Genomic DNA, 19,324 nt, shown 5'->3' on the forward strand with positions numbered 1-19,324 from the left:
GGCTTGCCTACTGCGTACCGCAGTTCCCGACGACCTGCTTCTCCTCGTCCGAGAGGGTGGGGCCGGGGGTGGGAGTGGGCGAGGTCGGGGATGCGGAAGCGTTCGGGGACGGGGAGGACGTGGTCGTCGGGGTCGGTGTGGCCTTTGACGTCAGGGAGGACCGAGTGGTTCCCGTGGTGCCGCCGGCCTGGCCCTGACCCGTCTTGGAGTTCTTCCCGCGCTCCGTGGCCTCGGCCGCGGCTTCCTTCTTGCACGCGGAGGCCTGGACGCTCAGTTCGTCGATCTTCTTCTGGGCGGTCTTCAGATCGCCCTCGGCGATGGTGCCCTGGACGGACTTCTGCTGGTACGGGGGCAGGTACTTGAGTTCGATCTCGGGGTGGTCCTTGGACACCTTCGAGAGCGACACCCATGCCAGGTCCTGGCTGATGCCCCGGTACAGCGCCACGTGTTCGCCGTTGACGCCGACGTAGTACTGGGTCTGGGTCCAGCGCCAGCCGCCGTACAGGCCGCCGCCGATGACGGCGAGTGCGAGGACGGTGTAGAAGGATCTCTTCAGCCAGCGGCCGCCCTTGCGGGGCTTGACGAAGTCGTCGTCGCCGTAGTCGCCGAAGCTGCCCGCCTGGACGTAGCCGGTGGTGTCGCCGGAGTCGGGATGGCCGCCGTATCCGCCGCCGCCCTGTCCTGGCACCTGGCGGCCGAGGCCGGAGGCGCGGCCGGCGGGGGTCTGCATGATGCCGTTGTCGTGCAGGTGGTTCTGGTTCTCGGCGACCGCGCCGACCACGACGGGCTGGTCGGAGAGCTGTCCGGCGAGGGTGTCGCCGGTGTCGAGGTCGAGGACGTCGGCGACGATGACGGTGATGTTGTCGGGGCCGCCGCCGCGCAGCGCGAGCTCGATGAGCTGCTGCACGGTCTCCTGGGGGCCCTGGTAGCTGGCGAGGGTGTCCTCGAGGGTCTGGTGGGAGACCACGCCGGACAGGCCGTCGGAGCAGATGAGGTAGCGGTCGCCGGCCCGGACCTCGCGGATGGACAGGTCGGGTTCGACGTGTTCGCCGCTGCCCAACGCCCGCATCAGCAGGGAGCGTTGGGGATGGGTGGTGGCCTCTTCCTCGGTGATGCGGCCCTCGTCGACCAGGCGCTGCACCCAGGTGTGGTCCTGGGTGATCTGGGTGAGGACGCCGTCGCGCAGCAGGTAGGCGCGCGAGTCGCCGACGTGGACGAGTCCGAGACGCTGGCCGGTCCACAGCAGGGCGGTGAGCGTGGTGCCCATGCCTTCGAGCTGGGGGTCCTCCTCGACCATGGAGCGCAGCTGGTCGTTGGCGCGCTGGACGGCGTGGCCGAGCGAGGTGAGGACGTCGGAGCCGGGGACGTCGTCGTCGAGGGCGACGATGGTGGAGATGGCCTCGGAGGAGGCGACCTCGCCGGCGGCGGCGCCGCCCATGCCGTCGGCGATGGCGAGCAGGCGGGGCCCGGCGTATCCGGAGTCCTCGTTGCCCTCCCGGATCATGCCTTTGTGCGATCCGGCGGCGAAGCGCAGTGACAGACTCATGCGCACCTCGCCCGTCGGCTCCGGATACATCCGCACGGTGCCCACCCTCCGGTCGGGAGCGCGCCGGGGCCCGGGGTGGGGGCCCACGCCGCGTGCTCGCTCCGCTCGCGCCTATTCATGATGTAGCACTACTTCCGCAGCTCGATGACGGTCTTGCCGATACGGATCGGCGCGCCCAGCGGAATCGGTGTGGGAGTCGTCAGCCGGCTCCGGTCGAGGTACGTGCCGTTGGTCGAGCCCAGGTCCTCGACGATCCAGTTGCCGTCGCGGTCCGGGTAGATCCTGGCATGCCGGCTGGAGGCGTAGTCGTCGTCCAGCACGATGGTGCTGTCGTGCGCCCGGCCCAGAGTGATGGTCTGGCCCTGGAGCGCGACGGTGGTGCCGGTGAGGGTGCCCTCGGACACGACGAGCTTGGTGGGGGCGTTACGGCGCTGGCGGCCCCCCGAGGCCGGCTGCTGGCGCTGCTGCGGGGGCGCCTGGCGCTGGGCCTGCTGGGCCCGGCCGGCCTCCCGGCGCGAGCCGCGCTGGGTGACGCGCGTACCGAACAGGTCGCTGCGGATGACCTGCACGGCCACGATCACGAACAGCCACAGTACGGCCAGGAAACCCAGCCGCATGACCGTGAGGGTCAGCTCTGACATTGCCCCCGCTTCACCCTTCGGCTTGCCGGTAAATGATGGTGGTGCTGCCCACGACGATCCGCGAGCCGTCGCGGAGCGTAGCGCGGGTGGTGTGCTGCCCGTCCACCACGATGCCGTTGGTGGATCCGAGATCCTGGATCGTCGAGGGCGTTCCGGTCCGGATCTCGCAGTGCCGGCGGGAGACGCCGGGGTCGTCGATCCGCACGTCGGCTTCGGTGCTGCGGCCCAGCACCAGCGTGGCGCGGGAGATCTGGTGGCGGGTGCCGTTGATCTCGATCCAGTGGCGGGTGCGGGAGCCGGGGGCGGGTGCGCCGACCGGGCCGCCGGCGCCGGGACGCTGTGCCTGGGCGGCCGGCGGGTAGCCGTAGCCGCCGCGGCCGCCGGGCGGCGGGGCGGCGGGCATGGGCGGGGCGCCGGCCGGGGCGGGCGGCGGGTAGCCGTAGCCGCCGGCTCCGGGGCGGCCGGCCGGGGCGGCGGCGCCGGGGGCCTGCTGGTCGGTGGATCCGGCGAGCGTGCGGCTGCGCACCCGGTACAGGCCGGTGTCGAGGTCGTCCGCCTTCTCCAGGTTGACCTTGATCGGGCCCATGAAGGTGTAGCGCTGCTGCTTGGCGTAGTCGCGGACCATGCCGGCGAGCTCGTCGCCGAGCTGGCCGGAGTAGGGGCTGAGCCGCTCGAAGTCGGGCGTGCTCAGTTCCACGATGAAGTCATTGGGGACGACCGTGCGGTCGCGGTTCCAGATGGTGGCGTTGTTGTCGCACTCCCGCTGGAGTGCTCCCGCGATCTCCACGGGCTGGACCTCGGACTTGAACACCTTGGCGAAGGTGCCGTTGACCAGACCTTCGAGGCGCTGCTCGAACTTCTTCAGGACTCCCATGAGGCACCTCCTCCGTCCTTGCCGTCCTGGGTACTGCGCCGGCTGCTCGGCTGGTACTGCTTACTGATCGTATCCACGCGCCGGTGAATCGGCTGGTTCCCCCTGTCGGCACGGTCGACAGGTGTCGACGCCTCCGAAGTTCCCTGTGGAGCACCCCTTCGAACTCCGCTGTCGAACTCCTTCGTCAAGGATCGTAGAGGCGGCCGCAGACAAGTGTCCCGCACCTGACTGTGGACCCCGACCGGCTCCTGGGCGGACGGGGCCTCCGGTACGAGGTTGGTACGTGATCCGGCGCGGGTTGTTACGTGGCCGGCGGCACCCCGGGTCCGGCGGGTGCGTGCGTACCCGCTGGTGGGCGGCTGCCCGCCGATAAGCGATGTGAACCCACCCCCTCCAGCGTGCTAATGTTCTGCGTGTCGGAAGGCGCCGGACCGCAAGGCGAGGAGCCAGAGGACACACCCAATGCGCGGGTGGCGGAATAGGCAGACGCGCTGGATTCAGGTTCCAGTGCCCGCAAGGGCGTGGGGGTTCAACTCCCCCCTCGCGCACCACACTGGAAGCCCCTCAGGTCCTGGACCTGAGGGGCTTCTTGTTGTGCCTGGTCGGGGGACCGGGTGGTGGTGGGGGTCACGCTGTGAGGTCTCTCACGAAGGTGGACGCTTCTCGAGCGAAAGTGGACGCTTCTTGAGCGAAGGCGCACCGTTCTCATGAGCCGGGGCCTGGTCAGCGGGTCACTCGTGCATGCCGGCCAGTTCCCCCGCCCGGCGCCGCATGGCCAGCGCGGCGGGGGCGAGGGAGCACACCATCGCGAGTACGGCGCACGAGCCGACGGTCGCTCCGAGTTCCGCCCACGGCAGCCGCACCGGGCTCCGCACCGACAGCAGACCCAGTGCGCTCCACAGGCCCGCCAGATTGAGCGCGGCGACCAGGAGTCCGAGCACTCCGCCGACGGCGACGACCATGAGTGCCTCCCCGGCGACCATGGCGAGCACCTGCCACCGGGTGGCCCCGGCCAGCCGCAGGACGGCCAGGTCACGCACCCGGTCGGAGGTCGCCATGACCATGGTGTTGGCCAGGGAGATCCCGGTGTAGAGCAGGGCGATGCCGAGGACCAGGATGAAGCCGTACCGGGTGGTCCGGTTGGTCTCGGGGTAACTGGCCTGCACCCACTGGTCCTTGGTGAAGACATGTCCGCCGGCTCGTGTGAGCGCGGCGGCCACGGTGGCCGGGTCGGCCCCCTCGGCGAGCGCGACGTCCACCCGGTCGACGGTCGCGCCGGGGGCGTTGGCGGGGGTGACATAGGCCCCGTTGTTGCCGGTGCCGGTCGTCATCACCGCGGCGATCCGCAGCGACTTCTTCGTGCCGTCCCCGAGCCACACGTCCACGCGCTGTCCGACGGTGTGCTTCTCCCACTCCTCGTTGACGATGATCGAGTCGTCGTCGAGGTCGCTCACCTTCCCCGCGGCCAGCGGCAGACGGACGGTCCTCGCGAGCGGTCCCGCGTCGGCCGCGCGGGCCTCGGACCTGACGAGGGCGACCCCGTCCTCCAGGACGTACACCGCACTCGACGAGGTCGCCGAGACCTCGGCGCCCTCGACCGCTTCGAACCTCTTCACGGTGGCCGCGTCGAACCCGCCGCCCCCGGCCGGGGTGACGACGAACGAGGCGACCGTCTGCTCGCGGGTCTCGGTGGCCTTCGCCTCGTTCAGGGTGGCCGTGGCGCCCAGCAGTGAGCCCGCGAGGGCGACGGTGACCAGGACCGGCGCGGCGACGGCCGCCGTGCGGCGGATGCCCGCGGCCGCGTTCTCCCGCACCAGCATCCCGCCCGCGCCGGGCAGTTGGGCCGGCAGCCAGGCGATCAGCCGGGTGAGCGGACCGACCAGGACCGGCGCGAGCAGCGCGATCGCGGTGATCAGCAGCATCGGGCGGCTCACATAGGTCTTGCGGTGCAGCAGCTCGCCCGGGTCGGAGAAGAGGGCCAGCCCCAGTGTCACGGTCGCGGTCAGCAGCAGGCCCGCCCCGAACAGGCTGCGGCCCCACGTCATCGCCTCGGTGTCCACGGACGCCTCGCGCAGCGCCTGGGTCGGCCCGGTGCGGCCGGCCCGCCAGGACGCGGCGATCACCCCGAGCAGCGCGACGAGCAGCCCGGTCCAGAAGGCCACGTGGTACGGCCAGGTGAAGTCGCCGATGGTGAACCAGGCGGGCGCGAGGCCGCCGTCGACCATCCACGCGGCCAGCTTCGGGGCGCCGTACGCGCCGAGCGCACAGCCCGCCGCCGACGCCGTCACACCGACCATCAGGGCCTCCGCGAACACCATCCGCCGTACCTGACCGGGAGTGGCCCCAGCGGTGCGCAGCAGGCCGAACTCCCGGCGCCGTTGGGCGACCGCGAAGGCGAACGTGGACGCCACGACGAACACCGATACGAAGGCGGTGACCCCGCCCGCGGTGCCGAACAGGGCGTTCATCGCGGTGAGCGCCTCGCTGTCGCGGTCCGGGTCGGCGTCGGCGAGCCGGCGGTCGGTGCCGGTGAGGACCTGGAGGCCCTGGCCCTGCACCGCCGCCCGCACATCGGCCGCCGCCGCCTTCACCACCAGCTGGGTGCTCCTCGGCGAGAGTTCGGCGGCGCGGGCGTCGGTGTAGAAGAGGGCGTTCTCGAAGGTGTGGGGGGTGGTGGGGGCGGAGGTGTGGGGGGTGGTGGGGCCGGAGGGGTGCGGGGTGGTGGGGCCGGAGGGGTGCGGGGTGTCGGTGCCTGAGCGGCGCGGGGTGGCGGTGCCGACGACCGTCACGGTCCCCCGGTCGGTCTCGACCCGCTGACCCGGCCGCGCCCAGTCACCGGTGACGACGACCTCGTCGGCGGCTCGGGGAGCACGGCCCGCGTCGATCGCGTAGGGCGCGAAGGCGGCCGTGGACCAAGGGTGTCCGACCAGGTCGCCGGGGCCCTTCGCGGCGCGTACGGCGAAGGACCGGTCCGCGACGACCGTGCCGAGCTCGCGGAGCCTGCCCACGGTCGCCTCGGGCACCGCGCGGGGGTGGACGAGTTTCTGGGTGCGGTCGCCGATCGGGGTCCGCACGGACAGGGTGTCCTGCCCCCGGACGACGACCGGCGCCGCGGCGAACCGCTCGGGCTGGCGCTCGGGCGCGTCCAGGGAGGAGGCGAGGGCCAGACCCATCACGGCGAGCAGCGCGACACCCAGCGAGAGCGCGACGAAGCTGCCGACGAAGGTGACCCAGCGGGTGCGCAGGGTGCGCAGGGCGACACTCAGCACGGCACGGCCTCCAGCCTGGTCATACGGGCCGCGATGTCGTCCGCGCTCGCACCGGTCAGCTCGCCGTTGACGCGGCCGTCGACGAGGAAGATCACACGGTCCGCGTAGGAGGCGGCCACCGGGTCGTGGGTGACCATGATGATCGTCCGGCCCTCGCGGTCGACCATGGAGCGCAGCAGGGTCAGCACCTCACGGCTGGTCCGCGAGTCCAGCGCGCCGGTCGGCTCGTCGCCGAAGAGGACCTCCGGGCGGGTGATCAGGGCGCGGGCCAGGGCGACACGCTGCTGCTGGCCACCGGACATCTCGGTGGGCCGGTGCCGGGCACGGTCGCCGAGGCCGACCTGTCGGAGCACCTCACGGACCCGGGCCTTCGCGACCCGTTTGCCGGCCAGTCGCAGCGGCAGGGCGACGTTCTGCTCCGCGGTCAGGGCGGGCAGCAGGTTGAACGCCTGGAACACGAACCCGATGCGCTCACGCCGCAGCAGCGTCAGCTTGGTCTCGCTGAGCCCGGTCAGCTCGGTGCCGCCCACCGTGACCGAGCCCGAGGTGGGGCGGTCCAGCCCCGCGGCGCACTGGAGCAGCGTCGACTTGCCGGAGCCGGAGGGGCCCATGACGGCGGTGAAGGTGCCGCGCGGGAAGGAGAGGGAGACCCGGTCGAGGGCGGTGACGGCGCTGTCGCCCGCCTTGTGGCTCCTGCTGACGGAGCACAGCTGGATGGCGTGGTCGTTGTGGTTCATCTGTCCCCACTTGGTGGCGGAATGGTCGGGCGGGCATGACGGGGGTGGCTGTACCTGGGGCGGACTGGGGCGGGCATGGTGCGGCGAGCGGCTGTGGCCGGGTGGTGCGGCGAGCGGCTGTGGCCGGGTGGTGCGGCGAGCGGCTGTGGCCGGGTGGTGCGGCGAGCGGCTGTGGCCGGGTGGTGCGGCGAGCGGCTGTGGCCGGGTGGTGGGTCGTCGGCGGCTGTGGCCGGGTGGTGGGGCCGTCGGCGTCCGTGGCCGGTGCCGGCATGGACTGTGCGGCCGTGGGCGGTCCGGGCTGAACCGTGGCTCCACCAAACCGCGCGGGGCGACCGCCGCGCAGTGCGGCAGGGGCGAGAGTCGGGGTAGGGCAGGGCATACCCCCGGCCCACCCCCTGGCCCCATCGCCCAGGCACCGACCGCCCTCCTACGGTGATGCGCATGCACCTTCGCAATGTGTGGCAGGCCATGTCCCGGCCGGGCTTCCTGCTGTCGGCGTGGCCCTGGCGTGCGGCCGGGTACCTGCTGAGCGGCGCGCTCACCGGTGTCCTCGCCCTGGTCGCCCTGGTGACGTCGGCGGCCGTCGGCGGTGTGCTGGCCGTGATGCTGGTTGGATTGCCACTGTTGCTCGTGCTCGCGCTCGCCGGCCTCCCGGTGGGCCGCGTCGAACGGCGCAGGCTGCGCATGGTCGACCGGGACCCGGTGCCCGAACCGCACCAGCTGCCGGCGGCCCCGGGACTGCGGTCGTGGCTCACGACCCGGCTCAGGGAGCAGATCACCTGGCGCGAACTCGCGTACACCGTGCTGTTCACGGTCCTGCTGTGGCCCCTGGACGCGCTGGTGGTCACGGTCGCGCTGCTCTTCCCCCTCTCCATGGCCGCCACCCCGCTCCTCATGGCCACGATCGGGGAGGGCGACGAGACGAAGGTGCTCAAGCAGTGGACGGTCACCACCTGGCCGACCGCGTTCGGGGTCGCCGTGCTCGGTGTGCTCCTGCTGGCCCTCGGCGCCTACGCCCTGGGCGTCGCGGCCGGCGCCCGCGCCGAACTGACGCGGCTGCTGATCGCCGACCGGGACGGCGACCTGGGCGCCCGGGTGGTCGAACTGAGCCGTTCCCGGGTGCGGTTGGTGGACGCCTTCGAGGCGGAGCGCCGACGTATCGAACGCGACCTGCACGACGGCGCCCAGCAACGCCTGGTCGCCCTGACGATGACCCTCGGCCTGGCCCGCCTCGACGCCCCGCCGGGACCGCTCGCCGACCAGCTCGCCAAGGCCCACGACGAGGCGGGCAAGGCACTCGCCGAACTGCGCGAGCTCATCCACGGCATCCACCCGAAGGTGCTTGCGGACTACGGCATCGAGGCCGCCGTCGCCGACGCGGCGGACCGTTCCGTGGTCCCGGTGGAGGTGGACCTCTCCCTTCCGGGACGGTTCGACCAGGCGGTGGAGGCGGCCGCCTACTTCGTGGTCTGCGAGGCACTCGCCAACATCGCCCGGCACAGCGGGGCGAGCCGCGCCGAGGTGCGCGGTGGGTACGCGGCCGGACGGCTGCTGCTGGAGGTCCGGGACGACGGCCGTGGCGGCGCCGACGCCTCGGCGGGCAGCGGACTGACCGGACTCGCGGACCGGGTGTCGGTCCTCGATGGCAGACTCTCGCTGTCCAGCCCGCCGGGCGGACCGACCCTGCTGCGTGTGGAGTTCCCTTGCGAGGCGACCGAGTTGAGCGAGGCGGCCGATCGCTTCGCGTAGTCCTGGCCGAGGACAGCGTGCTGCTGCGCGAGGGTCTCATAGGCCTGCTCGACCGCTGCGGCCACGAGGTCGTCGCGGCCGTCGGCGACGCGCGGGCGCTGATCGCCGCGGTCGAGGAGCACGGCCCGGACATCGTCGTCACCGACGTCCGGATGCCGCCCGGCTTCCAGGACGAGGGCCTGCACGCGGCGGTCCGCCTGCGCGAGAGCCGCCCCGCCCTGCCGGTGCTGGTCCTCAGCCAGTACGTGCAGCGCACGTACGCCTCCGAACTCCTCGACTCCGGCGACGGCACCGGAATCGGCTACCTGCTCAAGGACCGGGTCGGCCAGGTCGAGGAGTTCGTCGACGCCCTCGCCGAGGTGGCGGCCGGCGGCACCGTGGTCGATCCCGAAGTCGTACGGCAGCTGCTGCGCCGCCGCCGCGATCCGCTGGAGCGGCTCACCCCGCGCGAGCGGGAGGTCCTCGCGCTGATCGCGGAGGGCAAGTCCAACGGGGCGATCGCACGGGAACTGGTGGTCTCCGAGGCGGCGGTGGGCAAGCACATCGGGGGCATCCTCACCAAGCTGGACCTGCCACCGGCGGACGAGACGCATCGCCGGGTGCTGGCCGTGCTGGCGTATCTGCGGGCATGACAGGGCCGACACGTGCCACGCAGGCCGCATGGACCCACGGCCCGGCTGTGGACAGGGACCAACAGGGGCCAACGGCCCGGCTGTGGACAAGGAGCCATGACCAGGCTGTGGACAAGGTCCCACGACCAGGCTGTGGACAAGGTCCCAGGACCAGGCTGTGGACAAGGCCGGCTGACGGTCACCCGGTTGTCCACGGGGTCTGACGCGTTTCGGCTGGTGGCTGTACGGTCTGCACCAGTTGATGATCCTGACGCGCGGACCGGACGGCGGACCGGCGCGGAGCAAGGTGCGGGGGAGGCGGTCGCGATGACCGAGACCGGTGCGGGGGCACAGGACGGGGCAGCGGCGGAGGCAGCGGCAGAGTCCGCGGGGAGTGCTGCCGGAGGGAGTGCTGCGGCAGGGAGTGCTGCCGTCGCGAGCGCGGCGCGGCGGCCTGTCGTGCGCGGTTTCGCCCGGTGGCCCGCTCACCCCCACAAGGACTCGCCCAAGAAGCAGGGCAAGGCGCTGCGCGAGAGCGTGCCGCGCAGTGCCCATGCCGCGCTCGACCTCGACATCTCGCGTCCGGGCGCGGTCGACGCGGTCGAGGAGTCCAGCCGTGGCCGTATCCCCGAGCTCACCCCGCTGCGGGTCGGACGGATGGCGGCCACACCGTTCGCCTTCCTGCGCGGCTCGGCGGGCCTCATGGCCTACGACCTCGCCCGCACCCCGATGACCAGGATCGGCGCCCAGATCTGCGGTGACGCCCACGCGGCCAACTTCGGTCTGTACGGCGACGCCCGCGGCGGACTGGTCATCGACCTGAACGACTTCGACGAGACGGTGCACGGCCCCTGGGAGTGGGACCTCAAGCGGCTCGCCGCGTCCCTGGTCCTCGCGGGCCGGGAGACCGGCGCCGACGAGGACACCTGCCGTGCGGCGGCCCACGGCGCGGTCGGCGCGTACCGGCGCACCATGCGGCTGCTGGCCAAGCTGCCGGTGCTGGACGCGTGGAACGCCATCGCGGACGAGGAACTCGTCTCCCACACCGACGCCCACGACCTCGTCGGCACCCTGGAGCGCGTCTCGGAGAAGGCGCGGGCCAACACCAGCGGACGCTTCGCGGCCAAGTCGACCGAACCGACCGAGGACGGCGGACGCCGGTTCGTGGACGCGCCGCCGGTGCTGCGCCGGGTGCCCGACGCGGAGGCCGCGGCGGTGGCCACGTCCCTGGAGCACTACCTGACCACGCTCTCCGAGGACCGCCTGCCGCTGCTGGCCCGGCACGCGGTGCACGACGTGGCGTTCCGGGTCGTCGGTACGGGCAGTGTGGGGACCCGCTCCTACGTCGTCCTGCTCCTCGACCACCGCGGCGAACCGCTGGTCCTCCAGGTCAAGGAGGCCAGGCCCTCGGCCCTCGTGCCCCACCTGGTCACCGCGGGCTTCGAGGTCCCGGAGGTCGATCACGAGGGCCGCCGGGTGGTGCTGGGCCAGAAGCGGATGCAGGTCGTCAGCGACAACCTGCTGGGCTGGACGACTGTCGAGGGCCGCCCCTTCCAGGTCCGGCAGTTCCGCAACCGCAAGGGCAGCGTCGACCCTGCCGCCCTCTCCGCCGACCAGATAGACGACTACGGCCGCATGACCGGCGCCCTCCTGGCCCGCGCCCACTCCCACAGCGTCGACCCCCGCCTGGTCTCCGGCTACTGCGGCAAGAACGACGAACTCGACGAGGCGATCGCCACGTTCGCCGTCACCTACGCGGACCGCACGGAGGCGGACCACGGCGAGCTGGTGACGGGAATCCGGTCGGGAAGGGTGGCGGCGGAGACGGGGGTGTGAGGAGGTGGGGGGCTGAGGTAGACAGCGGCCTTCGAGCTGGTCCGGCTGCACCCACTCAGGGGCGCGGGGAGCGGAGACGGTGGCTTTCGCGCCGGTCCGGCTGCACTCACCCCGGGGCGCGGGGAGCGGAGGCATCGGCCTTCGAGCTGGTCCGGCCGCACCCACCCAGGGGCGCGGGGAACTGCGCGACCAGCCCCCACGCACCCGCACCCGCCCCTAGACCGGCCCCGGCACCCCAGTTGGCGCCCGCCTTCCCCCCACACCGTTACGCTGTCCGGATGACGTCCCCGGAACCCGACGGCACGGCTGCCGCAGGCACAGGCACCGCGCGGCTGGAGCGAGCCGTGCGGGCCGCCGAGCAGGCGCTCATCGAGTACGAGATCGCGGTGGAGACCTTCCGCATCGAGGTCGAGAACTTCTCCCGCCTGCACCACCAGCGGCTCGGCCCGGTCTACGCCCGCCTCGACGAGCTGGAAGCGCGGATCGCCGAGGCCCGGGCCGCCCGTACCGGCGACCCCGAGGACCTGCGCAAGGCGGAGGAGGCCCGCGCCCGGGTGCTGCCGATGCCCGGCGTGGAGGAACTGTTCCACGGCTGGATGGACGGGGAGGGCCTCTTCCCGGAGGCCGCCGCCATGCTCACCGACCAGCCGGTGCGGCCCCCGCAGCGGGTCCGCCCCAGCGACGAGGCCCGCAAGCTCTACCGCGAGCTGGCCCGCAAGGCCCACCCGGACCTCGCCCAGGACGACACCGAGCGGGCCCGGCGCGAGGAGTTCATCACCCGGGTCAACGCGGCCTACTCCCGCGGCGACGAGGCGCTCCTGCGGGAGCTGTCCGAGGAGTGGGCCGCCGGGCCGAAGCTCCCGGAGCAGGGGCCCACGCCCAGCGAGGAGCTCTACGCCCGCCTCGAATGGCTCTCCCGGCGCAAGGAGATGCTGTCCGTGGTCGCGCGGGAGCTGGAGGAGAGCGCGATCGGCTCGATGCTCCGGATGGCCCCGGACGACCCCGACCAGCTGCTCGAGGAGATCGCCGAGCAGCTCCTGGCCGACGTCTCCGCGCGCGAGGCGGAGCTCGCGGAGCTGCTCGCGCAGGAGTGACCGGCAGGGCGCCGAAGGCGTCGGGTAGCGTCGGCACCATGAATTTCGGTGGTGGTGTGCCCACGGTCCAGGTCACGGACCTCAAGGACGACGATTTCCTGCTGGACGTCCGCGAGGACGACGAATGGCAGGCGGGTCATGCCGAAGGGGCCCTGCACATCCCCATCAGCGAGTTCGTCGCCCGCTACGGCGAGCTGACCGAGGCCGCCCCGCAGGACGGCCGGGTGCACGTGATCTGCCGTTCCGGCGGACGTTCGGCCCAGGTCACCATGTACCTGGCCCAGCAGGGCATCGACGCCGTGAACGTCGACGGCGGCATGCAGCTGTGGGCCGAGACGGGCCGCCCCGTGGTGACGGACGACGGCCGACCGGGCTTCGTGCTCTAGCCTCCGGCGGTACCGGGAGCCCGGACCGGCACGGCGTCGGGCGGGCCAGGGTGTCGAGAAGGGCGGCACGGGGTCGGGCGGGCCCGGGTGTCGAGAAGGGCCGTGTCTCCGGCGGTCTGAGCCGCCGTCGGCCCCGCGCGGTGGCGCTCAGTCGTCCTGGCCGCTCGGATTCCGGTCGTAGCGGCTCGCGCGGCGGGTCAGTTCGCCCGTCGCGAGGGTGGCGGCCGACACCACGCGCGTCCAGCGGGGGCCGCCCCGGGCCGCCCACCAGACGCAGACGCATCCCCCGACGGTGAGCACGAGGATGCCGGACAGGGCGAGCAGCATCATGCTCAGCCTCCTTCGGTCGGAGCGGTCCGTCATCCTCTCAGTCGCCGATCAGGGGCCCCGCGGTTTCACCTATCCCAGGGAATGCGCCGCCAGCAGGTCCCCCAGCGCCTCCTCGTGCGCCGCCGCCGGGCCGAGGGACAGTTCCAGATGCTTGGCCCAGGCGTGGTACCGGTGCAGCGGGTAGTCGACGTCCGCGCCGAAGCCGCCGTGCAGATGCTGGGCCGTCTGCACCACCCGCCGTACCCCCTCCGAGGCCCAGATCTTCGCCACGGCGACGTCACCCGAGACCGGCAGCGCCCCGCGTGCCCCGGAAAAGAGCCGCCACGCGGCCTGCCACAGCGTGACCTCCATCGCGCGCAGGTCGATGTACCGGTCGGCGGCCTGCACGGCGACGGCCTGGAAGGTGGCGACCGGGTACCCGAACTGCTCGCGCCCGCTGGTGTATTCGCTGCTCATCCGCAGCACCCGCTCGCCGAGACCGAGCGCCAGCGCGCAGGTCCCGGTGGTCAGCAGGTCGCGAAGCCACTCCCACGCCCCCTCCGTCTCGATCACGTCCCGCGCGCTGATCCGCACCGAGTCCAGCCGCAGCTCGCCCAGCCGCTCCCCGCTGGTGGAGAACTGCTCGCCGAGCGCGACCCCGTCATGGTCCCGGGGCACCAGGGCGAGGACGGTCCGGTCCGCGGCGGTGTGCGCGGGGACGACGACGAAGTCCGCGTCGTACACCCATGGCACGGCGGTCTGCACCCCGTCCAGGACCCAGCCGGCACCCTCGCCCGCACCCTCCACCTGCCGAGCGGTGACGGCGAGTTCGGCGGGGTCATGTCCCGTCCGGCCGCTCGCGGCGACGGTCAGCACGAGCTCCCCGCGCCCGGCCCGCTCCAGCAGGTCAGCCCTCAACTCCTGGCCGCCGTAGGCCTGTACGGCGGCCAGGGCCGCGCTGTTCTCCAGCAGCGGCACCCGCGCCAGCACCTTCGCCGACTCGCGCAGCACCAGGCAGAGCGCGACCGCGTCCAGGCCCGCCCCACCGTGCTCCTCCGCCACCAGCAGGCTCAGCAGGTCCGCCTCGGCGAGCCTCGCCCACAGCGCGCGGTCGAACTCGTCGGCCACGGCGCCCGTGCTGAGGGCCGGGGACGGCACCGCGTCCGGTGCGACGTCGGCGAACACCCCCCGCGCCGCCTCGGCCGCCGCCTGCTGCTCCTCGCTGAAGGTGAAGTCCACGGTCCCTGTCCTTCCGACGGGTCGGCAGATCGGGTCAGCTGATCTGACGGTCCGTCAAGATAGAACAGGTTCTAGAAGAAGGGAACGGTCGACGGACCTCCGGGCGGAGCGGAGGCCGACCGATCGTTCGGTTGATGTGATCCATGGTGGGCGAGGCGCCGTAAGGTGTCCACCGCTGTGGAAAACCCTCGGCCGTCCCCTGTGGAAAACCGGACCGGACGTGAGGACGGCCACGCCGGGGGCTTTCGACAAGGGCTGTGCGGGGCGGTCGGGCCTGAGTACCGTGCCGGTGCGAGCCACCGCGGCGCCCCACGGCCCGGGGTGGCCGCGGAACGGACCGGAATCGGGAACGGGGCGGAATGGACGCGCACGACAGAGGCTCGACCCCCCGGCACGACGACCCGGGCACCCCGAGCGATCCGACCTCCAGCCCCGAAGCGGGCACCCCGAGCGATCCGACCTCCAGCCCCGAAGCGGGCACCCCGAGCGATCCGACCCCCAGCCCCGAAGCGAGCGCTGCGAGCGAACCGGCCGAACCCCCCGGGTCCACGCCGGCCCCCGCCCCCGCGCGCACCGCGATACCCACCCCCCGCCCGACGCCCCCCGACCCCGACCCCGACCCCAACCCCCGCACCGGCGTGGCCGCCCTCTCCCTCCGCCACCAGATCGGGGTCGCCCTGGCGCTCGCCCTCGTCGCCATCGCCGTCTGTGTGCACATCGGGATGGTGTTCCTGCACGTCGCGCCGGTGAACACGGTGACCAGGCAGCACGGCGGGGCGGTGGACGACTGGATCTACCCGGAGTTCGAGCAGAACTGGAAGCTGTTCGCCCCGAACCCGTTGCAGCAGAACGTCGCGGTGCAGGTGAGGGCCCGGATCCGTGGGGCGGACGGGGGCAGCCGTACGACGGGCTGGTACGACCTGTCCGCCCAGGACGGCCGGGCCATCGACGGCAATCCGCTGCCCAGTCACACCCAGCAGAACGAGCTGCGGCGCTCCTGGGACCTCTTCGTCGCCACCCACGACGCGAACAACCGCCCGATTGGTCTGCGCGGCTCGCTGTCCGAGGCGTATCTGCGGCGCATAGCGGTGCTCCGCATGGGGCGCGAGGACGCCCTCGCGCGCGGTGACGTGCTCGTGAGCGTCCAGGTGCGCTCCCGGACCTCCAACGTCCCGCCGCCGAAGTGGAGCGACGAGAAGGTCTCGGTGCAGCCGGTCTTCCGGGAGCTGTCCTGGTGGCCGGTGACGGCGGACGACACCGAGGGGAGCGTCCGGTGAACCGATTCGTCCTCGCGGTGTCGAACGCGATCGCCCGGGTCACCGAGGCCGCCCTCGGTCCCTACCAGAGCGCGATGATCCGCATCGGCTTCAGCGCGACCTGGCTGCTGTTCCTGCTGCGCGAGCTGCCGCACCGCCAGGAGCTGTACGGCCCCGACGGCCCCTGGAGCTGGAACCTCGCCGAGCAGCTGGTCTCGGCCAACGGCGCGTTCAGCGCTCTGATGTGGTCGGACGGACAGCTCTGGTTCGAGACCGTCTATGTGCTCGCCGTCCTGTCGAGCCTCCTGCTGCTGCTCGGCTGGCACACCCGTGCGATGTCGGTGCTGTTCATGGTCGGTGTGCTCTCGCTCCAGAACCGCAGCGTCTTCATGGGCGACGGCGGCGACAACGTCCTGCACCTGATGTCGATCTACCTGGTCCTCACCCGCTGCGGCCAGGTCTGGTCGCTCGACGAGCGGCGGGCCCGGCGCACCCGCGAGGCACACGCGCGCGGGGAGCACGTCGTCGACCGGGCCGGCCCGGCCCTGTGGGTCGTGCTCGGGCTCGTGCTGGTGTCGGCGACCTTCCTGGGCAGGCTGGACGGCGATCCGGTCGTGCCGGTGCTGCTGTGGGTCCTGTGGCTGGCGCAGGCCCTGTGGTGGGCCGTCGGACGCTTCGGGCGGTCCGGTCAGTCCCGGATCATGCTCGACGTCATCGGCAACATCGTCCACAACGGCGCACTGCTCGTGATCATGGCCGAGGCCTGTCTGATCTACGCGACGGCGGGTTGGTACAAGATCCAGGGCTCCCGCTGGCAGGACGGCACCGCCGTCTACTACCCCCTGCACCTGGAGTCCTTCTCACCCTGGCCCGCCCTCGCCGACCTGCTGTCGGCCAACGGCCTCATGGTGATGCTGGTGACGTACGGCACGGTCGCCGTCCAGGTCGCCTTTCCCTTCACCCTGTTCAACCGCCGGGTCAAGAACGTGCTGCTGGCGGCGATGATCACCGAGCACGCGGTGATTGCGGTCGTCCTCGGCCTGCCGTTCTTCTCGCTGGCGATGATCGCCGCCGACTCGGTCTTCCTGCCGACGCCGTTCCTGCGCCGCCTCGGCGAGGGAGCCGCACGCGCGCGTGCCCGACTGCGCACCCGGTTCCGGAAGCGCCTCGCGGGCGACCCGGACGCCCCGCTGCCGCGACCACCGAAGCAGCGCACACCGAAGGAACCGGGCCGGGAGAACCCCGAGAACCCCGATCCGACGCACGTAGGCTTCCCCGCATGACCGGTACCGATCCGCTGAGCCCGTGGCGCCGGCTCGCCGACACCTGCGTCCTGCTCGACGGCTTCCACGCCCTCAAGCACGCCCTGCGCTTCGGGGCGGAGGTCCCGGTGGCGGTCACCGCCGACCGCGGTGCCGCGCTCGCCCTGGCCGACGAGCTCGCTCCGGACGTACGGCCGTCCCTGGACGCGCTGCTGACGGAGGTCCCGGAGGAGTCGTACCGGGCGCTCGTGCCGCGCCCGCACCCCACCGCGGTGGCGGCCCTGGCCGTACGGCCGTCCCGGGCCGCGCACCTCGAACAGCTGGCGCGCACCCCGCGCACCGCCCCCGTGGTGGTCCTCGACCAGCCCCGCAACCTCGGCAACGCGGGGGCCGTGATCCGCCTGGCCGCCGGTTTCGGGGCGACCGGTGTGGTCACCACGGGCCCGCTCGACCCCTGGCACCCGACGGTCGTGCGCGGCGGGGCGGGTCTGCACTTCGCGACCGCCGTGGAGCGTCTGACGGCCCCCGAGCTGCCACCGGGCCCGCTGTTCGCGCTGGACCCCGAGGGCGACGACATCCGGGGCCTGAAGCTCCCGGACGACGCCGTCCTCGCCTTCGGCTCGGAACGCAGCGGGCTGTCACCCGACGTACGCGCGCGTGCCGATCATCTGGTGGCCCTCCCGATGCGCCCCCAGGTCTCCAGCTACAACCTGGCCACGAGTGTGGCGATGACGCTCTACCACTGGAGCCTCGGGAGTGCCGGGAGTCCTGGAACTCCCGGCGGCTCCTAGGCCTCCCGGCGCACCTCGACGACCCGGAACCGGTTCGCGACGAACGCGCCGTCGCACAGCGCGGAGTTCGCCGCCGGGTTGCCGCCGGAGCCGTGGAAGTCGGAGAACGCGGCCGTCTGGTTGACGTACACCCCGCCGACGAGGTTCAGCGACAGCTGCGCCGCCTCCTCCAGGCAGACCTCCTGGACGGCCTGCTCGACCTCCTCGTCGGTGGTGTAGGCGCCGACCGTCATCGCACCCTTCTCGCGGATCGTCCGGCGCAGCAGCTCGACCCCGTCGGCGGCCGAGTCGACCGCCACGGCGAAGGACACCGGGCCGAAGCACTCACTCATGTAGGAGGCCTCGTCGTCCGGCTTGGCGCCGTCCAGCTTGACGAGGACGGGGGTGCGCACGACGGCGCCCGGGAACTCCGGGTTGGTGACCTCGCGGGAGGCGAGGGCGACCTCGCCGAGCCCCGCCGCGGCCTCCACGCGTGCCTTCACGTCGGGGTTGACGATCGCGCCCAGCAGGGCGTTGGCGCGCGCGTCGTCGCCGAGGAGGCCGTCGACCGCGCGGGCGAGGTCGGCGACCACCTCGTCGTAGGTCTTGGGGCCCTCGTCGGTGCGGATGCCGTCGCGGGGGATCAGCAGGTTCTGCGGGGTGGTGCACATCTGGCCGCTGTAGAGGGACAGCGAGAAGGCCAGGTTGGCGAGCATGCCCTTGTAGTCGCGGGCCGACTCGACGAACACCGAGTTGACGCCGGCCTTCTCGGTGTAGACCTGCGCCTGGCGGGCGTTGGCCTCCAGCCAGTCGCCGAACTCCGTGGAGCCGGTGTAGTCGATGATCCGGATCTCCGGGCGGGTGGCGAGGGTCTTCGCGATGCCCTCGCCGGGGCGCTCGGCGGCGAGCGCGACCAGGTTCGGGTCGAAGCCCGCCTCGGCGAGCACGGAGCGCGCCACCTGGACGGTGAGCGCGAGCGGCAGCACCGCGCGCGGGTGCGGCTTGACCAGGACGGCGTTGCCGGTGGCGAGGGAGGCGAACAGGCCCGGATAGCCGTTCCAGGTCGGGAAGGTGTTGCAGCCGATGACCAGGCCGATGCCGCGCGGGACCGGGGTGAACCGCTTGGTGAGCGCGAGCGGGTCGCGCTTGCCCTGCGGCTTGGTCCACTCCGCGGTGTCGGGGGTGCGGACCTGCTCCACGTACGCGTACGCCACTGCTTCCAGGCCGCGGTCCTGCGCGTGCGGGCCGCCCGCCTGGAACGCCATCATGAACGCCTGGCCGCTGGTGTGCATGACCGCGTGGGCGAACTGGTGGGTCCGGTCGCTGATCCGCTTGAGGATCTCCAGGCAGACCACCGCGCGGATCTCCGCGCCCGCGTCGCGCCAGGCCTTCTGGCCCGCCTTCATCGCGGGCAGCAGCACGTCCAGGTCCGCGTGCGGGTACTCGACGCCCAGCTCGATGCCGTACGGCGACACCTCGCCGCCCACCCAGTCGTCGGTGCCGGGCTGGCCGAGGTCGAGGCGGCTGCCGAGGAGGGCGTCGAAGGCGGCCTTGCCCGCGGCCATGTCGAGGCTGCCGTTCTCCCCGTAGGCCTTGGGGTGCTCCGGGTGCGGGGACCAGTACGCGCGGGTGCGGATCGCCTCCAGTGCCTGGTCGAGGGTGGGCCGGTGCGCGGCGATCAGCTCGTGGGCGGTCAGTTCGGCGGCCATGCGGGACCAACTCCTCGTCTTTCGAACTCTTCGTCG

16 protein-coding genes and 1 tRNA gene are annotated in these 19,324 nt (G+C 72.6%); 9 read left to right on the forward strand and 8 right to left on the reverse strand.

What is annotated here, in order from left to right:
- Positions 1-7: 7 nt before the first annotated feature.
- From AQJ54_RS33045 to AQJ54_RS33055, 3 genes are all read right to left on the reverse strand, one after another.
- Positions 8-1,576 (reverse strand): Stp1/IreP family PP2C-type Ser/Thr phosphatase, encoded by a 1,569-nt coding sequence (locus AQJ54_RS33045; RefSeq protein WP_062026074.1) that lies wholly within the window; start codon positions 1,574-1,576, stop codon positions 8-10.
- Positions 1,577-1,674: 98 nt separating this feature from the next.
- Positions 1,675-2,187, reverse strand: a complete 513-nt coding sequence (locus tag AQJ54_RS33050; RefSeq protein WP_030319619.1) for an FHA domain-containing protein FhaB/FipA — start codon at positions 2,185-2,187, stop codon at positions 1,675-1,677.
- 10 nt (positions 2,188-2,197) lie between these two features.
- Entirely contained in the window at positions 2,198-3,061 is an 864-nt protein-coding gene (locus AQJ54_RS33055; RefSeq protein WP_062025718.1) for an FHA domain-containing protein, read from the reverse strand.
- 464 nt (positions 3,062-3,525) lie between these two features.
- Here AQJ54_RS33055 and AQJ54_RS33060 point away from each other — a divergent pair.
- A tRNA-Leu gene (locus AQJ54_RS33060) sits at positions 3,526-3,612 on the forward strand.
- 180 nt (positions 3,613-3,792) lie between these two features.
- Here the strand turns inward: AQJ54_RS33060 and AQJ54_RS33065 are convergent.
- Entirely contained in the window at positions 3,793-6,330 is a 2,538-nt protein-coding gene (locus AQJ54_RS33065) for an FtsX-like permease family protein (RefSeq protein ID WP_062243534.1), read from the reverse strand.
- On the reverse strand, positions 6,324-7,067 hold the full coding sequence (locus AQJ54_RS33070) for an ABC transporter ATP-binding protein (RefSeq protein ID WP_062243536.1): 744 nt from the start codon (positions 7,065-7,067) through the stop codon (positions 6,324-6,326). The genes AQJ54_RS33065 and AQJ54_RS33070 overlap by 7 nt, the downstream gene beginning before the upstream one ends.
- Positions 7,068-7,535: 468 nt before the next feature.
- On the opposite strand from AQJ54_RS33070, the gene AQJ54_RS33075 reads away from it, so the two are divergent.
- From AQJ54_RS33075 to AQJ54_RS33095, 5 genes are all read left to right on the forward strand, one after another.
- Positions 7,536-8,816 (forward strand): sensor histidine kinase, encoded by a 1,281-nt coding sequence (locus AQJ54_RS33075; protein ID WP_062243538.1) that lies wholly within the window; start codon positions 7,536-7,538, stop codon positions 8,814-8,816.
- A 17-nt stretch (positions 8,817-8,833) separates the two neighbouring features.
- Positions 8,834-9,448 carry a LuxR C-terminal-related transcriptional regulator gene (locus AQJ54_RS33080; RefSeq protein WP_246091124.1) on the forward strand — a complete coding sequence of 205 codons (615 nt, stop codon included), beginning with the start codon at positions 8,834-8,836 and terminating at the stop codon, positions 9,446-9,448.
- 306 nt (positions 9,449-9,754) lie between these two features.
- Positions 9,755-11,263 (forward strand): DUF2252 domain-containing protein, encoded by a 1,509-nt coding sequence (locus AQJ54_RS33085; protein ID WP_079070120.1) that lies wholly within the window; start codon positions 9,755-9,757, stop codon positions 11,261-11,263.
- Between the two features lie 278 nt (positions 11,264-11,541).
- A complete protein-coding gene (locus AQJ54_RS33090) occupies positions 11,542-12,357 on the forward strand; it encodes a J domain-containing protein (protein WP_062243541.1) in 816 nt (271 codons plus the stop codon).
- 56 nt (positions 12,358-12,413) lie between these two features.
- On the forward strand, positions 12,414-12,743 hold the full coding sequence (locus tag AQJ54_RS33095; protein WP_020134247.1) for a rhodanese-like domain-containing protein: 330 nt from the start codon (positions 12,414-12,416) through the stop codon (positions 12,741-12,743).
- A gap of 147 nt (positions 12,744-12,890) precedes the next feature.
- Here the strand turns inward: AQJ54_RS33095 and AQJ54_RS33100 are convergent, their stop codons facing one another.
- Together AQJ54_RS33100 and AQJ54_RS33105 are read right to left on the reverse strand one after the other, a co-directional pair.
- Positions 12,891-13,073 (reverse strand): hypothetical protein, encoded by a 183-nt coding sequence (locus AQJ54_RS33100; protein WP_062243543.1) that lies wholly within the window; start codon positions 13,071-13,073, stop codon positions 12,891-12,893.
- Positions 13,074-13,142: 69 nt separating this feature from the next.
- Positions 13,143-14,291 carry an acyl-CoA dehydrogenase family protein gene (locus AQJ54_RS33105; protein WP_062243546.1) on the reverse strand — a complete coding sequence of 383 codons (1,149 nt, stop codon included), beginning with the start codon at positions 14,289-14,291 and terminating at the stop codon, positions 13,143-13,145.
- Between the two features lie 359 nt (positions 14,292-14,650).
- On the opposite strand from AQJ54_RS33105, the gene AQJ54_RS33110 reads away from it, so the two are divergent.
- From AQJ54_RS33110 to AQJ54_RS33120, 3 genes are read left to right on the forward strand one after another with little or no spacing between them, the layout of a single operon-like run.
- Positions 14,651-15,568, forward strand: a complete 918-nt coding sequence (locus AQJ54_RS33110; RefSeq protein WP_062243548.1) for a DUF5819 family protein — start codon at positions 14,651-14,653, stop codon at positions 15,566-15,568.
- Positions 15,565-16,830: an HTTM domain-containing protein gene (locus tag AQJ54_RS33115; RefSeq protein ID WP_062025736.1), complete on the forward strand. Its 1,266-nt coding sequence runs from the start codon at positions 15,565-15,567 to the stop codon at positions 16,828-16,830. The genes AQJ54_RS33110 and AQJ54_RS33115 overlap by 4 nt, the downstream gene beginning before the upstream one ends.
- Positions 16,827-17,600 carry a TrmH family RNA methyltransferase gene (locus tag AQJ54_RS33120; RefSeq protein ID WP_062025738.1) on the forward strand — a complete coding sequence of 258 codons (774 nt, stop codon included), beginning with the start codon at positions 16,827-16,829 and terminating at the stop codon, positions 17,598-17,600. The genes AQJ54_RS33115 and AQJ54_RS33120 overlap by 4 nt, the downstream gene beginning before the upstream one ends.
- On the opposite strand, the gene paaN is transcribed toward AQJ54_RS33120, so the two are convergent.
- Entirely contained in the window at positions 17,597-19,288 is a 1,692-nt protein-coding gene (gene paaN, locus AQJ54_RS33125; protein ID WP_062243551.1) for a phenylacetic acid degradation protein PaaN, read from the reverse strand. The genes AQJ54_RS33120 and paaN overlap by 4 nt on opposite strands.
- Positions 19,289-19,324 lie beyond the last annotated feature (36 nt).

The sequence above is a fragment of the Streptomyces griseorubiginosus genome (genome assembly GCF_001514195.1).
GTDB classification, from domain to species: domain Bacteria; phylum Actinomycetota; class Actinomycetes; order Streptomycetales; family Streptomycetaceae; genus Streptomyces; species Streptomyces griseorubiginosus.

What these genes read in the sequence shown, in the direction of transcription:
- paaN (WP_062243551.1), bottom strand. Translation starts at nt 19,288, where the DNA reads ATGGCCGCCGAACTGACCGCCCACGAGCTGATCGCCGCGCACCGGCCC.
- AQJ54_RS33100 (WP_062243543.1), bottom strand. Translation starts at nt 13,073, where the DNA reads ATGATGCTGCTCGCCCTGTCCGGCATCCTCGTGCTCACCGTCGGGGGA.
- AQJ54_RS33075 (WP_062243538.1), top strand. Translation starts at nt 7,536, where the DNA reads ATGTCCCGGCCGGGCTTCCTGCTGTCGGCGTGGCCCTGGCGTGCGGCC.
- AQJ54_RS33120 (WP_062025738.1), top strand. Translation starts at nt 16,827, where the DNA reads ATGACCGGTACCGATCCGCTGAGCCCGTGGCGCCGGCTCGCCGACACC.
- AQJ54_RS33110 (WP_062243548.1), top strand. Translation starts at nt 14,651, where the DNA reads ATGGACGCGCACGACAGAGGCTCGACCCCCCGGCACGACGACCCGGGC.
- AQJ54_RS33045 (WP_062026074.1), bottom strand. Translation starts at nt 1,576, where the DNA reads ATGTATCCGGAGCCGACGGGCGAGGTGCGCATGAGTCTGTCACTGCGC.
- AQJ54_RS33070 (WP_062243536.1), bottom strand. Translation starts at nt 7,067, where the DNA reads ATGAACCACAACGACCACGCCATCCAGCTGTGCTCCGTCAGCAGGAGC.
- AQJ54_RS33085 (WP_079070120.1), top strand. Translation starts at nt 9,755, where the DNA reads ATGACCGAGACCGGTGCGGGGGCACAGGACGGGGCAGCGGCGGAGGCA.
- AQJ54_RS33050 (WP_030319619.1), bottom strand. Translation starts at nt 2,187, where the DNA reads ATGTCAGAGCTGACCCTCACGGTCATGCGGCTGGGTTTCCTGGCCGTA.
- AQJ54_RS33090 (WP_062243541.1), top strand. Translation starts at nt 11,542, where the DNA reads ATGACGTCCCCGGAACCCGACGGCACGGCTGCCGCAGGCACAGGCACC.
- AQJ54_RS33055 (WP_062025718.1), bottom strand. Translation starts at nt 3,061, where the DNA reads ATGGGAGTCCTGAAGAAGTTCGAGCAGCGCCTCGAAGGTCTGGTCAAC.